We start from the raw sequence: 15,702 nt of genomic DNA, 5'->3' as shown, positions 1-15,702 counted from the left end.
TAATGCCGGTATTCAAATATAAGGGCTATGCTCAGGACGGCTCCCCCTCAAGCGGTGTGATTGAGGCCGATGGTAAGGCCGACGCCCTCAGGCTGTTGAAGTATAAGCAAATCTACCCGAATGAAATCATGCGCGAAACACAGCACAGCGCCGGGTTTTCTCTGTTCAGAAGGCTTGATGCCGCAGCCCTGTCAAAACTGACAAGGCAGTTTTCAGTGCTCCTGTCTTCGGGGGTTCCTATGGTAGAGTCTGTCAGGACACTAATCGAACAGGAAAACACAGGGCACGCCAGATACGTACTTATAGGGCTGAAGGAACGTATCAGCGCCGGGGCAGGGCTGTCACGGGCAATGGAGGACTTCCCCGATGTATTCCCGGAGTTCTATATAAGCATGGTCAATGCCGGTGAGGGCAGCGGCTGTCTTGATACTGTCCTTGAGCGGCTTTCTGATTTCCTTGAGACGCAGGAGCAGCTTAAGGCCGATGTCAGGGCAGCCTCCGTATATCCCACAGTGATGGTCTGTGTTGGCGCCATTGTCTTGTTTTTTATTTTCTCGTTTGTTGTGCCGAAGTTGACAAAGGTATTTGAGGACTCAGCAACGGAGCTGCCTCTTATTACAACAATACTGATACAGATAACCCATGTGTTTCAGCACTACTGGTGGTTGATAGGGGGAGTGGTCATGGGCGGGTGGCTCTATTTAAGGCGCGTTATAAAGAGTAATGGCAGGTATTTTGGTGCATTGCTTATGCGTGTGCCGCTGCTGAGGGCGCTGTATGTATCGAGATTTTTAACGACGGCCGGGTTTTTGCTCTCAAGCGGTGTGCCCATGCTCAGGGCATTGAGATTGGCGTCGAGGTCTATTGGAAACACATTTCTTGCCGGACACGTTGAAGCGGCTGAGAAAGATGTAGCTGAGGGCATATCTCTTTCAGCGGCGCTCTCTGCGTTTCCCCCCATAGTAAGGCAAATCGTATCGACCGGAGAGAAGACCGGCACACTGCCTGAGATGCTTGGCAGGGCTGCCCGTATGTATGAAGATGAATTTCGTCTTGGCGTAAAGAAGACTATCTCAGCGCTTGAGCCAGCGTTGATTATCATGATGGGGCTGATTGTAGGGTTCATTGTGTTTGCCGTGCTGCTGCCGGTTTTTGAATTAAACCAGCTTATAAAATAATTACAAGAGGAAGGAGTTGAAATGTTAAACAAAAGGATTAACATAATTATTAATAATACTGGCGGCTTTACGCTTTTGGAGATAATCGTAGTGGTGTTCATATTGAGCCTTCTTGCAGCCATTGTTGCCCCAAAGATAATGGGAAGGACAGATGACGCGCGCGTTGCAGAGGCAAAGATGCAGATTCGCAACTTCGAGACCGCCCTAAGGTTATACAAACTTGACAACGGTTTTTACCCAGAAACCGGCCAGACCCTCGATGCCCTTATCGACAAACCCGTAACTGGAAAAACCCCAAAAAACTACCGCGATGGCGGCTATCTCGAGGGCCGGAAAATCCCCCTTGACCCCTGGGGCAGGCCCTACATTTACGTAAGCCCCGGTATGCACGGTGACTATGACATAATCTCCTACGGCGCCGATGGCGTTGAGGGCGGGCAGGGCAAAGACAAGGACATAGAAAACTGGAACATTGAACGCTAAGGCAATTTCCAAATGCGATTGTGATTCTGGCGGGTTTACCCTCATAGAGGTATTCATTTCTATTGCCATAATAGGCGGCCTTTTGATGACGGCGATTTATACGCTCAACCACCACCTTGCAATTGTATCGCGCCACAGGGTCATAACCACAGCCTCGGCGCTTGCAGTTGAGAAACTCCGTGACTCAGACCGGTTGAATATAACAGAGGACAAGGGCAAATTTCCCCCTCCATTTACTGACTTCACATATGAGATTAAAAGCATTACCTCAACATATTCAGACATTAAAATAAAGGAACTGACCGTGCGTTACGGGGATGAGAAGATCTCCTTAAGGAGGCTCTACAGAAAACCATGAGGGGTTTTACGCTTATAGAGACGCTGGTCTCTGTCTTCCTGCTTACGATAATCTCGCTGGCGCTATTTAATACCTTTAAACTGACTGAAAAGGCCATAGATACGCTGCAACCCAATGTGTGGGACATGCATGAACTCAGGAAGGCCCTTGATAGCTTGAGAAGGGACATCGAGTCATCATTTTACACTCAGGACTCAGGTGCCTCACGCTTTAAGGTTCAGGACAGAGACACGCTTGGACGGCAGACCTCGTCAATCTCAATGACAACATTTGCAGGGGCGGGCGTTGGGCACAAAGATGTATCCTATTACGTGGTGGAAAAAGCTGAAAAGAAACTATCACTTTATAAAAAAATAAAGCAGCCCACTGGTAATAATCCGGGGACTAATCCAGAGAAGGCAGCGGAGGTTGAGCTAATTGGCGATATTACAGCATTTACTGTCGAGGTATTTTCTTCGGATATGTCAGCAGCCGCGCCCGTAAAATCGTGGGACACGCTCTTAACGGCAAGAATGCCTTCATATGTCAGGATTACTATTACCATACCGGCAAAAGGAAACCCGTTAACGTTGTCAGAGACAGTATACCCAAGAATCAATGCAAGGCTTTAACGTGATGAGAAGATGTGTGTGTCAAAGGGGTTCAGCACTGATAATTACGCTTTTAATGACAGCCCTTATAACGGCTGCCATTGTGGAGTTCAGCTACAGCGTCTATGTGGGTACGAATAGCCTGTATAACTACAGGGACGGTCAGAGACTTTCTGTCCTTGCAGACTCAGCAGTTTACGTAGCCATTGATTATATTAAAGAATATCTTTCTAAAATGAATTATACCAGCACGAAATTATTGACTATTCCGCTGTCGAAGAATGATTCAGCCGATGCCGTTACGATTACTGTTGCCGATGAGTGCGCGAAGTTCAATATCAATACAATTATCAATGAAAACGGCTCACGTAACGACGCTGCCTTTAATACCCTTCTGAGGCTGCTCAGACATCTTGGCATTGAACAAACCGCCGCGTCTGTCATTGCAGCGCGTATAGCGCCTAATTCCTCAAAAAAACATCCCCTCTACACAGCAGACTCTCTCAATCAAATCAATGGTCTGACCCCTGAGGCAATAAAAAAACTTCTGCCTTTCATAACCGTGTACGGAAATGGTTTAATAAATATCAACACTGCCCCTGAGCCGGTGTTGACAGCGCTCTCGGCAGACATAGACAAGGAGCTGGCCGAGCGTATAATTCGTTACAGGGAAAGTTCCCCGTTTACTCAAACGGCAGATATTCAAAAAGTGGCAGGCATGGAGATGATAACTACAACACTGCTTGGCAGGATAACAGTGAAAAGCGCCGCCTTTACGGTGCGGGCACGCTCCTCATATAATGCCCTGACAAGGGAGATAGACGCAGCAGCAGTGTTTGAATCAAAGAGCGCAGTAATTAAATATTGGAAGGAACATTAGTGAAGGCTGGCATAATCAATATCACCCCGCAGCCAGAGATTCTCTATTTTTCCAGAACAACAAAGGGTTATATTTTTCTACATAAAGAGTCACTTGATATAAGTGATGGCTTTACGCATTTTAAAATCCCCGGCAGGGCAGATGTGTTTTACGTATCGCTGCCCGTGAGCGCCTTAAACTGCAGAATAATAGAGACGCCGTTTTCTGACAAAAAGAAGATCATCTCCACCATACCCTTTGCCCTGTATGGGCTTACTACAGGGGATGTTGAGAAATTAGTATTCGATTGTATTTTAGACGGCACCGGGGCAATTGCCGTTTATGTAGAGCGGGAGATACTGACAGGCGTGTTTAACGCCCTGCGTGAAAACGGCATCGGGCCAGAGGCGGTAACAGCGGTAATCTCCCTCGAGTTGAGATATAATTATGAGAATCGTCCCATTGACAGACTTCTTGATTCAATAGATTCAGGGGCGATTTCTGATGACAAGTTGACAGCCCTGTGTTGTGAGGAATTTAAGTCCCCGTTGGTTGATTTTGCCAGTGGACTACCACGCCGCACTGCTGAGGAAATAAAAAAGAGCCTGCGCCCTGCAGCATATCTCCTTGGGGCCATTGTTATCGTACTTATCACCTATATGGCAGTTAAGACACACATAATCAACAAGCGAATTGACGGCATCACCACACAAATGTCTGAGACATACAGCCGCATGTTTCCCGGCGAAAAGAGGCAGCCTGACCCGCTCTATGCCCTCAGGACGAAACTAAAGAGGGCGAATGATGAAAGCGCCCTGTTCGCATCGCTCTCCCCGTTAGACATACTAAAGACCGTCACGGGTCAAACCGGCATAATCATCACCGGAGTTGATATGAACCTGTCGAAGGCATCGATTAAGGGCGAGGCAGCGTCAGATGAGCAGCTAAACAGCCTATTAGAGCGCCTCAGACGCAGCTTTCCTGATGTGACCATTGAGGAAGACAAGACCGGCACAAACGTGTTGTTTACTATTTCAATTATTTCAATACGGGCAAATCAGATTGATAATACAACTAACGGGGGGCTTATACGTTGAAACTGTCAGACATATCAGCAATCGGCCTGGCAGGACGCCTTATAAAAATCGGCCTTCCGGCTGTGACAGCGGCACTTCTCATCTTAATCCTGCTGATATTCACATTCATGCTCTACGCTGTAACAACGGCTCTTAGGAAAATCGATGTGCGATATGCGGAATTCAAAAATCTCGCAGCCCAATACTATGTACCAAAAAGGGCAGGGCGCGCCACAGGGATTTCAAGGCAGACTGCGAACACTATTGACGAAATCCTCGCTTCAATGTCACTTAAAAGCCGTCTAAACTCAGTGAAATCAGCCGGACAGAGAAACACAATGGAGTATGTCGAGGAGACTGCCGAGTTCAAATTCAAAGACCTGACGGTTAATGAACTCATAAACCTGCTCTATGTAATTGAACACGGGACACATCCCCTGCTGATAAAGGCATTTAAACTGAAAAAGGGATTTGAAGACCCGGACAAATTTGAACTGACTGTTGATATTGCCTCAGTAGCCACCGCCGAAGAACAAGGGAAGTAGTGAAGACGCTGAAGGTATTCTCTCTTGCAGCTCTCTGCATATCAGCGCTCACAATTTGCCTGTGGTATGTGGCAGTGCCAGAGGAACTAATAGTTGCAGAGATTCAGAAAACTGCAAGAAGACCTGTAGAAGTAATCGGGCTTAAAAAGGGGCTGTTTTTTAATGCATCAATAAATTCAATAAACGTTACTTTAGACAAACGAACTCTTGCCGTGCTGCAAAATATCGAACTTGCCTTCAACCCGCTGTATATATTTACTGGCAAGATACCTGTTGAGTATAAAAGTGATATATTTAAAGGTATTATCACAGGGACTGCCATGTATAACCTGAGATTACCGGATGCTGATAGGCTGACGGTAGCGGGGGAATTTACCGGCCTGCGTCTTGTGGAATTGATAGAATTGTATGACACCTACGGCGATGGCAGTGTCTCTGGGACATTGACAGTTAAGGAAAAAGAAGTTCACATTGATTTTATTGTAAAAGACTACAAGCCGAAGATTAGAGGGGTGACGATACCCGATATGCTGCTTGCGTATTTTGATGAACTAAGCGGCAAGCTGATGATTACGGGAGGTAACATTACAACATGTTCAATTGCGCTCAAAGGCCTCGGTATATTCGCCAGAGTGAAATGGCAGTCAACGGAGCGCGCCAGTGATATGACAATCGAGCTGATGCCAGAACCATCGTTTAAGGGCATGGAGGTGATAAAGACCTTAAAGCGCTACGAAACATCCCCGGGGATATATACCATAAGGCAAAATAACAGCAATTCTCAATGAATTATGTTATATTAATTGGCTACTAATAACAAAGGTATAACGAAGGAGATAGTTATGGCTGAGGAGTTCGTTGAGGTAAACCCCGAAGACCTGCCCGATAACCCGTTTAAGGTCATTGGCAGCCAGTGGATGCTTGTTACAGCAGGTACTATGAAATCGTTTAATACGATGACGGCAAGCTGGGGCGGGTTTGGTATCATGTGGGCCAAGAAGATTTGCGCGTGTGTAGTTCGCCCTACACGCCACACTTATGGTTTTATGGAAAAATCAGATATGTTCTCACTTTCTTTCTTTACTAAGGAGTACAAAAAGGCTCTCCTTTTCTGCGGCACGCACTCCGGCAGAGATACAGACAAGATGTCCGAAACTGGCCTTACCCCTATAGAAGACAGCAGTTCGATATATTTTAAAGAGGCGCGTCTGGTCTTTTTGTGCAGGAAGATTTATTACCAGGACATAGACCCAGGCCATTTTATTGACCCGTCAATTGAGTCCAATTACCAGTTGAATGATTATCACAGGATGTACTTAGGTGAGATTATTAAATGTATTACTAAAATATGAAGGAGAGCGGCGATATGGATTTAAAAGCGTTTCTTACGTCAACTCATTATTTTTCAGACCTTTCAGACAGTGAACTTAATACGCTGATAGAGGCATCAACGGTTGAGGAGTGCAGACCTGGACAAAAAATCGTATCGCGCGGACAGCCGGGCAGGTTTCTCTTTGTACTCATAACAGGCAAGGCTGAGGTGAATTTTACTGATACTCTGGGTGCTAAATTATTCAGTGCGACTTTAAAATCAGGCGATGTGTTCGGTGAGATGTCTATTATGACAGGGGAGCCGGAGGCTGCCGATGTGGTTGCCGTGGAGCCTTCACAGTACATTGCCGCCCCCCGTGATATGTTTTCTCAAGTGATTGTTGGAAACCCCGCAGCGCTGCATAAAATAGCTGCCCTGATTACTAAGAGGATGACTCAGAAAGAACAAAACGAGGCCCTGCTAGCCCAGTACAAGTCATCAAGACAGGATAACCCCGACCCCTATGACTTAAACTTTTCCTCTGCACTCAAACCGGCAAAGATTCTGGTTATAAACTGCGGCAGCTCCTCGCTGAAATACTCGCTCTTTGATACATCTAATCCCACCCCTCTAATAGAGGGTCTTATAGAGAAAATCGGTACAAATGCGTCATATCACAAGGTCAAGTCACAAAAATCAGAGATTAAAAATGAAACAGCAGTCCCTGATTTCCCAAAGGCATTTCTGGAGATGGAGACCGCACTGACCGATTCCACTATTGGTGCAATAGCAGCTTTTGACGAAATAGACGCCGTTGGGCACAGGGTAGTTCACGGCGGGGATAAGTTTAAGAACTCAGCCGTGATAACAGATGAGGTTATTGAGGGTATAAGGCAGTGCATCCCACTTGCCCCGCTTCACAATCCCTATAACCTTGCCGGAGTTGAAGAAATGAGAAAACACCTGCCGGGCAAAGGGGCTGTTGCGGTTTTTGACACGGCCTTTCATCAGAACATGCCTGAAAGTGCATATTTATATGCCATATCCCGCGACCTTGGGCAGATATACCATGTTAGCGAAAACATTCGCCGCTACGGGTTTCACGGCACAAACCACAACTATGTCTCATTGACAGCGGCGACATACCTCAAACGCAGTGTCAGAGAATTGAGAATCATCTCATGCCATCTTGGCAATGGGGCATCTATCTGCGCCATAGACCACGGCACAAGCGTTGACACTAGTATGGGCATGACCCCTCTGGAGGGCCTGGCTATGGGTACACGCTGTGGTGATATTGACCCCGGGGCGCTGATTTATTTGTTAAACTCCGGCCTCAGTGTCAAAGAGGTTGATAATTTACTTAACAAAGAAAGCGGCCTGAAAGGTCTCACAGGACTGAGCAACGATATGAGGGAAATCCTTGACGCCGCCGACAGCGGTAACGACAGGGCAAAAACAGCGGTGTCGCTGTTTTGTTACAGGCTGAAGAAATATATTGCCGCATATGCCGCTGTGTTGGGTGGTATTGACGCATTGGTTTTTACGGCAGGAATTGGTGAAAACTCTGCCGCTATACGCGGGCGCGTATGCCATGGACTTGAGAATATTGGCCTTGTCATCTCGAAAGAGGCCAACGAAAAGGCAAAGGTAAAAAGGGGACATATCGAGGAGATATCCGCCGCTGGTTCGCAAATCAAAATCCTCGTAGTTGCCGCAGACGAAGAGCGAATGATTGCCAGGGAGACACTCCACGCCCTGAACATCGCGAAGGTGAGAGAGGCCGCTGCACCAGAAGTTAAAGCGAAAAGGCAGATTCCTGTTTACATTACAGGCCACCATGTTCACTTGTGCGAAAAAGACTTCGCCACCCTCTTTGGCGAGGGAAAGACGCTTACAAAGAAACACCAGCTCAGGCAGCAGCTGTCATTTGTCGCTGAGGAGACGCTGACACTGTCCGGCCCGCTTGGAAAAATAGAAAACGTCAGGGTCGTTGCCCCGCTCAAGACTGAAACACAGGTTGAGATAAGCCGCACTGAGGAGTTTAAACTTGGCATCGATGCCCCTGTAAGGGTCTCCGGTGATCTCGAAGGCTCTGCCTCTATTACACTTGAAGGACCTGCAGGGAGCGTAAAACTTGAAAGCGGTGTCATCTGCGCCCGAAGACATATACACATGACCCCGGCTGATGCACTTTCTTACGGTATCAGAGACCATGATATCGTAAGTGTAGCAGTTTTAGGCAGAAAGGATGTAGTCTTTAGCGATGTCTTTGTCAGGGTAAACCCTAACTATACGCTTGAGCTGCACCTTGATACCGATGAGGCAAACTCTGCCGCTATATCAGATGCAGCCACTGCCCGCATACTAGAAATTCAGTCAAGGGCGTTCATATAGAGACAACGGCACACACCGGCGGTGATTGAAAACATACCCTATATCGGCATCCTGAGAGAGCTCACCGGCTCATGCCGCGAGGTCTTTTTGGTAGGCGGTACGCTCAGGGATTCTATATTAAACCGGCAGGTGCGGGACTATGACATTGCCCTAAGTGAAAGCCCGTTTACTGTTGCAAGGTGGTTTGCCGACGCTATAAACGGCGCCTATGTCATGCTGCATGAGAGGTTTCCAACTGCAAGGGTTGTAAAAGGGGACTGCGTATATGATTTTACGGCGCTGCGGGGAGGCTCTATAGAAAGCGACCTTCTGAGCCGTGATTTTACGGTCAATGCCCTTGCCGTTTCTATTAATAATCCTGTTGATGGGATAATAGATGTAACAGGCGGCTTGGGTGACATAAATAACAGGATAATCAGGATGGTATCAAAGGATAATCTGGCCGAAGACCCTGTCAGGTTGTTAAGGGCATTCAGGGTTGCGGCGGAGCTGGGTTTTACTACTATTGACACTGATACGCTTGCCGCCATCGCCGACCTTAAGGGGGGTATCTCCGTGGCTGCCGTTGAGCGCGTGTGGGCAGAGTTTAAGATGCTCCTGCAAGCTGATAACTCCGCAGAAATTATAAAATCAGCGTGTGAGACCGGGCTTCTTTTTGAGCTGCTGCCTGAGCTTGAGCCTCTGAGAGGTCTAAGGCAAAACCGCTGGCACCATCTCGATGTCTTTGACCATACGATGGCCGCGTATGAGGCAGCCGAATCTGTTACACCGGCTTTGCCGTTTCACGAAAATCTTAGGGCATGGTTTGAAATGTACCCACACAAAAGCGCACTGATAAAGCTTGCCATACTGCTTCATGATGTTGGGAAATATCGCACTTATGGGCAGTCAAAGGACGGTCATATCACGTTTTATCGCCACGAACAGGAGGGCACGGCGATTGCTGCCGACATAATGACCAGATTTAAGGCATCCACAAAAGAGACCGAATTTGTAACCATGCTGGTAAAGAATCACCTGAGGATTTTGGCATTTAAGAGGGTAGGGGGCGCTGGTCTTTCTACAATGAAAAGACCGCTTATCAGGCTTCTTAACACTGTGGGTGATGCAATCTACGCCCTTGTTGTCGTATGGATTGCTGATTCAGCAGCGAAACTTGAAGGGACAGATGAGACAATCGGTATATGCAGTGGTATTCTGGATTTTTACGAGAATAAATATCTGCCGCGAAAGACCGCGCCGCGCTTTATAACGGGCAGGGATTTAATTGAGACATTTAAGCTCACGCCGTCGCCGTTGTTTAGTGAGATACTTGGGGCAATCGAGCTTCAGACTCTTGAGGGGCAGATAGACTCAAAGGCAAAGGCCGCTGCCCTTGTCGATGAGTTTCTGCACGCGAGGGGGGGGGGCTGATGTTCGACATTCTCGGGATAACAGTTGTGTTTACTGTGATGATAGTGCTTCTTCGTATGAAGTGGCATGTTGGGTATGTGCTGAGCGCCGCCTCGGTGATGCTTTTCGCCATATATATGATGAGACCAGCGGCGATTGCCTCGACGGTTTACTCTGCTATAGTGTCACAGTCAGCGCTTGAACTTACGATTGCCCTGACGTTTATCAGGATGCTTGAGATGGTTCTCAGGGAGAGAAACATACTGAGCATGATGACAGACGCGGTAAAGGGTGTATTAAGAAACAAGAAATTTGTGCTTGTCTCGATGCCCCTGTTGATAGGAATGCTGCCGTCAATTGGGGGGGCATATTTTTCGTGTCCGATGGTGGATGCCTCAGCAAAAGAACTTGACTTGACTCAGGAGGACAAGGCCTTTACTAATTACTGGTACAGGCACCCGTGGGAAATAATCCTGCCGCTTTACCCGGGACTGATACTGGCTACACTGATTACCGGTATTGGGATGAGGGATATGATGTTATTAAACCTGGCCTATGCGCTTTGTATGTTGGCAATTGGCCTGTTATTTTGCATGAAGGGTGTCAGCGGGGCATTTCCGAAGGTGGAACGCAGGTCTCACAGGGCGATGTGGAGTTTTATGCCCTTTATTATACTGCTTGTGCTTGTTATTGTGTTTAGTGTAAAGCTGCACTATGCGCTTGTTGCGATGGTCTTTGGGCTGATGATTTATTTCAGGTACAGCCTAAAGGAAGTGTGGAGCGTAATTATTTATGGGTTTAACAAGGAGGTGGTGCTGTTAATATTTGGTGTGATGTTGTTTAAGTCCACGCTTGGCAGTTCGGGGGCGGTGGCGAATATCAGCAATTATTTTATTGCCAGTCACATACCGCTGTTACCTATATTGTTTTTGCTGCCGTTTGTGACAGGGATTCTTACGGGATTTACGCTGGCCTTTGTGGGGAGTGCCTTTCCGCTGTTTATGAGTCTGCCGGGGCTGGATGCGCATTCATTTTCTTTTGCCTTTGCGGCAGGCTATGCAGGGGTGTTGTTGTCACCGGTACATGTGTGTCTGATTCTGACGAGGGATTATTTTAAGGCAGATGTCTGGGGTCTCTATAAGAAAATAATTCCGGCGGTCTTGCTTTATTTTATCGCCCCGGCGTTGGAATATGTTATCTTTAGATACTTGCGCACTTGACAACCCCCGGCATAATTGTTACTCTATAATCATGGCAGCAAACAGCGTGAAAACTCATGAAGGGGATACTGTGACAGTGGCAAATGGCAGCAAGCTGGAAAAATCCTCCGCCTTGATGGACAATACAATTGCGCTTGACTTAAAGGGTGAAAATGTTACATCAGGAATGTTGAGAGACAGCGTCAGCGCCTTTTATGACTTTGTCACTGAGGTCTCGGCACAGATATCCGGCACAAGGGAACCTGGGAAATGGCCTGGGAAATGGCCTGGGAAATGGCCTGGGAAATGGATTGTTACTGTAAGACATGGCAGCCACATATTTCTTAAGAACCCTATAGTTAATGAAATAAATATCGATATAATTGAAAAGACAGTTGACGCAATACGCTGTGGTATTAGCTGTTTAGTAATTAAGGCCGAAAGACCGGAATATTTTTCTGATAAGGCATTAATTCTTCTACAAAATCTTATGTTTGTCTCAAGTGCAGGAATCGATGAGCTATCTGAGATAAAGTTAGCTGTAAATGGAGAATTCCATACCCTGACAACTCATATGGCTGCTAACATCGATACAGTTTTAGGTATTCGTTACAAGAGTTTAGGTTCTGTTGAGGGGAAACTTCAAGTATTCTCCGAAAGAGGCGGCCTAAAATTTGTAATTTACGATTGTTTAAACGATGATCCTGTCAGATGTAATATTCCAGATGACCTCCGTTTGGAGGCAATGGAAGTAGTGACTAAGGCGTTTGGAGAACGTATATATGTATTTGGCATGATTAGCTATGATCAATGTGGGACTCCTATAAGTATTCAGGTCAGTCAGTTAAGATTGTTTAGGAATAAAGAAGACATTCCATCTGCTGAACAAATATGCGGCATCTTGGGAGAGTAACTTTTGGAGCGCAGGTATTGGGATTCATGTTGTTTTTTAGCTTGGCTCAAATTTGACCGTGGTCTAATTAATCTTAATAGTAAAATTGGCAACCCGCCATTAATGATTGGCGAACCAGACATTCATTTCCAGGAAGAGATTGATGATATTATATATAATTTATAAAATAAAATGGCTATCTTTAAAATAACGCAAAATGAAGACCCTGCTAATCGTTAAAATATTTGTATTGACCATTGCCCTGAGTGCGTGTGATTCGCGCGGGGCAGGGCGAAATCAGGCCGTCACCCCGTCTCAGGCCAATGCCACACCCGTCTATGGCGGTACGCTGATCGAAGGTATGACTGCTGAACCAAGTGTTCTTATCCCTGTGCTTGCCGGTGACAGCGCCTCACACTCTGTCTCAGGTAATATATTCAACGGGCTTGTAAAATATGCCCCGGACCTCAGCACTGTTGGTGACCTTGCAGAGAGTTGGGAAATCTCTCCCGACGGTCTCACCATAACATTTCATCTTAAAAAGGGGGTGCGCTGGACTGACGGCGCTGACTTTACTGCCGAGGATGTCCTGTTTGGCTTTCAGACTATAATCAGCGACAAGACCCCCACACCATACAAAGAGGATTTTCTACAGGTAAAGACCGCAGAGACCCCGGACAACCATACATTCAGGGTGACATATGGAAAACCCTTTGCCCCGGCCCTAAACACATGGGGAAGCCTTGTCGTGCTGCCCAAACACCTCCTTCAGGGGGTTGACATAACCAAGACCCCGTTAATCAGAAAACCAGTAGGTATGGGGCCATATAAACTGGATACATGGGTCAGCGGGCAGGAACTTACCCTTTCGTCGAATCAGGATTATTTTGAAGGCCGCCCCTATATTGATAAATATGTTTACAGGATTATCCCCGACCAATCCACAATGTTTATGGCGCTGAAGGCAGGGGAGGTTGACCTTATGGGGGTTACTCCTATCCAGTTCAAGAGACAGACAGACTCCGAGTATTTTAATGCCAATTTTAATAAATACCGCTATCCAGTCTTTTCCTATACATATCTTGGCTTTAATTTAAGGCATCCATTTTTTGGGGACAAAAGGGTCAGGCAGGCAATCGCCCACGCTATTGACAAACAGGAGATAATAGACATTGTACTCTACGGTCTTGCTACACCGTCAACCGGCCCATATGTGCCAAACACATGGCCATATAACCCAAACGTGAAAAAATATGACTTCAACCCCGCTAAGGCAAAGGCCCTGCTTGCCGAGGCTGGCTGGATAGACACCGGTGGTATTTTATCAAAGAACGGTGTCCCGTTTGAGTTTACAATTCTTACCAATATGGGCAATCCCCTCAGAATGAAAACCGCCGCCATCATACAGTGGAAATTAAAGCAAGTCGGCATAAAGGTAAACATTCGCGCCCTTGAGTGGAGTACGTTTCTAAATGAATTTATCGATAAAAAGCGCTTCGACGCCGTAATCCTCGGCTGGGGTATAGGGATGGACGGCGACCAGTACGACATCTGGCACTCAAGTAAGACAAAAGATAAGGAATTCAATTTCGTAAGCTACTCAAACTCTGAAGTCGATGCACTGCTTGAGACAGGCAGGCGCACATTCGATATTGATAAGCGTAAGGCAGCATACTATAAGATTCAGGCAATACTTGCCGATGAACTCCCGTATCTGTTTCTCTATGTCCCCGATGCCCTTGTCGTTGTGAATAAGAAATTCATGGGGATTGAACCCACCACAATCGGCATAGGCTATAACCTGCCGAAGTGGTATGTGTCGAACGCCCGCAATAACCCTGAAAAATAAAACCCCGAAAAAAAAGGTCTGCCCCCTTAAACGAGGACAGACCTTCTTCTTAATCTGTGCTACGGCCCGAATGTAGGGAGCACAACGGTATCCATAACCATCGTTCCACCGTGCATTGTCAGGATTACAGTGCTGCCTGCATTTTGATTTCTCCAAAATACATTGACATACCCGTTAGTATCTGGCTTTCCCAGTGCGGCTATTGTCCAGCTTGTGTCCGATATCTGAGGCATTGCATACGCATTGACAACGGTTGTTCCGCTGAGGTTCCATACATAGTTATATCCGGATGTCTTATTTCTCCATACAAGGTCAGTATTTCCGTCTTTTTCCATGTCGGCAGCACCGCATAATACCCAGCTCGCATCTGCTAACTGTGGCAGAGACCCAACGCCGCTGACTGTGGTGCCGTTAAAGTACCATATGCCATTGTAACCATATACGAGGTGTCTCCAGACGATATCAGGGTACTTGTCGCCGTTAAGATCCCCTATGGCGGCCGCTACCCAGTTCTTGTCGCTTAGTGTCGGCAGGGTGATTGAACTTTGTATTGCCCCGCTCTTCATCAGCCATATTACATTTTCGCCGGTTGAGATGTTTCTCAATAAGATGTCTGCGTAGCCGTCCTGGTTGAAATCCCCCACGCCTTCGACAAGCCATGTGTTACCAGTAAATGTTGGAAGCCATAACCCGCTGCTTATGCCTGTACCACTCATCAGCCATACGTAGTTATAACCGTTTATCGTATCCCGCCAAAATATATCTACGCTGCCGTCGCCGTTGAAATCTCCAACTCCGGCGATTATCCAGTTAGACGACTGACCTGTGCCGACTATGTAGTCGGAGATAGATTGAATCTGTGTCGAGGTCAGACCTTGAAGCGCTGTATTGCCCTTCATCTGTGAAACTGATGCTATAGCGTTGGTTATTTTCGTAGCAGTAGCTCCTACAAGCCGCGGGTCGGTTGCGGGGATAGTGTTGTGGCATGATATGCAGTTCGACAAAAAGAGTGAGCTGCCAGTGGCGCTTGAAGTACTCAGAAAGCTGGCGATTGCCTGAATCTGAGCGGAGGTCAGGGTTTTAAGCGAGGCATTATTTTTCATGTCAGAATTGGTTGCTATAGCGTTGGTTATTTTTTCGGCAGAGGCGTTGACTTGCGCCCCTGATGGGGTTGCACCGTGACATGAAGCACAGTACTGTGCATAGAGTGTAGCTCCCTCGCTTGCTGCGTATACAGTTGTTTGAGAGATTCCAGCATAAATAATCGTGGTCACAAATAATACAAATAATAACTTACCACATTTCATAGAGCCTCCTTTAAATTGTTGGTAAAAGTTTTCAGTTCATAGGTGAACCGGACTAATCACTGCGTTCTTATATAAACCTAACATATTGCTTAGTTTTATGTCTACTTATTTCCACCTGTCCCCTGGTCCTGGGCCCAGGGCGATTGCATTAGAAACTTACACCCGCTAATCCCTCTCCTGGATTCCCGCTTTCCAGACTGTGTCATAATAGCACCCCCCTTTCTTTTGAGGGGTGGGCGTAGCGGCTAGGCAGCTGGGGTATTTT

15 protein-coding genes are annotated in these 15,702 nt (G+C 46.8%); 14 read left to right on the top strand and 1 reads right to left on the bottom strand.

From position 1 onward, the window contains the following. The first annotated feature begins 2 nt into the window (after positions 1-2). From ASN18_RS02530 to ASN18_RS02465, 14 genes are all read left to right on the top strand, one after another. Entirely contained in the window at positions 3-1,178 is a 1,176-nt protein-coding gene (locus tag ASN18_RS02530; protein ID WP_085051033.1) for a type II secretion system F family protein, read from the top strand. Between the two features lie 21 nt (positions 1,179-1,199). Next, positions 1,200-1,661: a type II secretion system major pseudopilin GspG gene (gene gspG / locus ASN18_RS02525; RefSeq protein WP_085051032.1), complete on the top strand. Its 462-nt coding sequence runs from the start codon at positions 1,200-1,202 to the stop codon at positions 1,659-1,661. Then, the gene (locus tag ASN18_RS02520) at positions 1,651-2,019 is read left to right on the top strand and encodes a pilus assembly FimT family protein (protein WP_085051031.1); all 369 of its coding nucleotides are present in this window, start codon (positions 1,651-1,653) and stop codon (positions 2,017-2,019) included. The genes gspG and ASN18_RS02520 overlap by 11 nt, the downstream gene beginning before the upstream one ends. Beyond that, positions 2,016-2,630, top strand: coding sequence for a PulJ/GspJ family protein (locus tag ASN18_RS02515; RefSeq protein WP_085051030.1), 615 nt, complete (start codon positions 2,016-2,018; stop codon positions 2,628-2,630). The genes ASN18_RS02520 and ASN18_RS02515 overlap by 4 nt, the downstream gene beginning before the upstream one ends. Before the next feature lie 4 nt (positions 2,631-2,634). After that, complete coding sequence (gspK, locus tag ASN18_RS02510; RefSeq protein WP_236861455.1) at positions 2,635-3,489, top strand: type II secretion system minor pseudopilin GspK; 855 nt, start codon at positions 2,635-2,637, stop codon at positions 3,487-3,489. Beyond that, complete coding sequence (locus tag ASN18_RS02505; RefSeq protein WP_236861454.1) at positions 3,489-4,565, top strand: GspL/Epsl periplasmic domain-containing protein; 1,077 nt, start codon at positions 3,489-3,491, stop codon at positions 4,563-4,565. The genes gspK and ASN18_RS02505 overlap by 1 nt, the downstream gene beginning before the upstream one ends. Beyond that, entirely contained in the window at positions 4,562-5,089 is a 528-nt protein-coding gene (locus ASN18_RS02500) for a hypothetical protein (protein ID WP_085051027.1), read from the top strand. The genes ASN18_RS02505 and ASN18_RS02500 overlap by 4 nt, the downstream gene beginning before the upstream one ends. Continuing rightward, positions 5,089-5,877, top strand: coding sequence for a hypothetical protein (locus ASN18_RS02495; RefSeq protein WP_085051026.1), 789 nt, complete (start codon positions 5,089-5,091; stop codon positions 5,875-5,877). The genes ASN18_RS02500 and ASN18_RS02495 overlap by 1 nt, the downstream gene beginning before the upstream one ends. A gap of 54 nt (positions 5,878-5,931) precedes the next feature. Continuing rightward, positions 5,932-6,441: a flavin reductase gene (locus ASN18_RS02490; protein ID WP_085051025.1), complete on the top strand. Its 510-nt coding sequence runs from the start codon at positions 5,932-5,934 to the stop codon at positions 6,439-6,441. Positions 6,442-6,455: 14 nt separating this feature from the next. Beyond that, positions 6,456-8,798: an acetate/propionate family kinase gene (locus ASN18_RS02485; protein ID WP_236861453.1), complete on the top strand. Its 2,343-nt coding sequence runs from the start codon at positions 6,456-6,458 to the stop codon at positions 8,796-8,798. Between the two features lie 21 nt (positions 8,799-8,819). Continuing rightward, positions 8,820-10,211 carry a CCA tRNA nucleotidyltransferase gene (locus tag ASN18_RS02480; protein WP_085051023.1) on the top strand — a complete coding sequence of 464 codons (1,392 nt, stop codon included), beginning with the start codon at positions 8,820-8,822 and terminating at the stop codon, positions 10,209-10,211. Next, positions 10,211-11,410 (top strand): DUF401 family protein, encoded by a 1,200-nt coding sequence (locus ASN18_RS02475; RefSeq protein ID WP_085051022.1) that lies wholly within the window; start codon positions 10,211-10,213, stop codon positions 11,408-11,410. Before ASN18_RS02480 ends, ASN18_RS02475 begins: the two co-directional genes overlap by 1 nt. 31 nt (positions 11,411-11,441) lie before the next feature. Further along, on the top strand, positions 11,442-12,302 hold the full coding sequence (locus tag ASN18_RS02470; protein WP_157072793.1) for a hypothetical protein: 861 nt from the start codon (positions 11,442-11,444) through the stop codon (positions 12,300-12,302). Between the two features lie 196 nt (positions 12,303-12,498). Further along, entirely contained in the window at positions 12,499-14,130 is a 1,632-nt protein-coding gene (locus tag ASN18_RS02465; RefSeq protein ID WP_085051020.1) for a peptide-binding protein, read from the top strand. A gap of 59 nt (positions 14,131-14,189) precedes the next feature. On the opposite strand, the gene ASN18_RS02460 is transcribed toward ASN18_RS02465, so the two are convergent. Further along, complete coding sequence (locus ASN18_RS02460) at positions 14,190-15,437, bottom strand: FG-GAP-like repeat-containing protein (RefSeq protein ID WP_085051019.1); 1,248 nt, start codon at positions 15,435-15,437, stop codon at positions 14,190-14,192. Positions 15,438-15,702: the final 265 nt, after the last annotated feature.

The sequence above is a fragment of the Candidatus Magnetominusculus xianensis genome, assembly GCA_001541255.1.
GTDB lineage: Bacteria > Nitrospirota > Thermodesulfovibrionia > Thermodesulfovibrionales > Magnetobacteriaceae > Magnetominusculus > Magnetominusculus xianensis.
The sequence above is the reverse complement of the archived record's forward strand: the minus strand, read 5'-3'. Positions and strand labels throughout refer to the sequence as shown.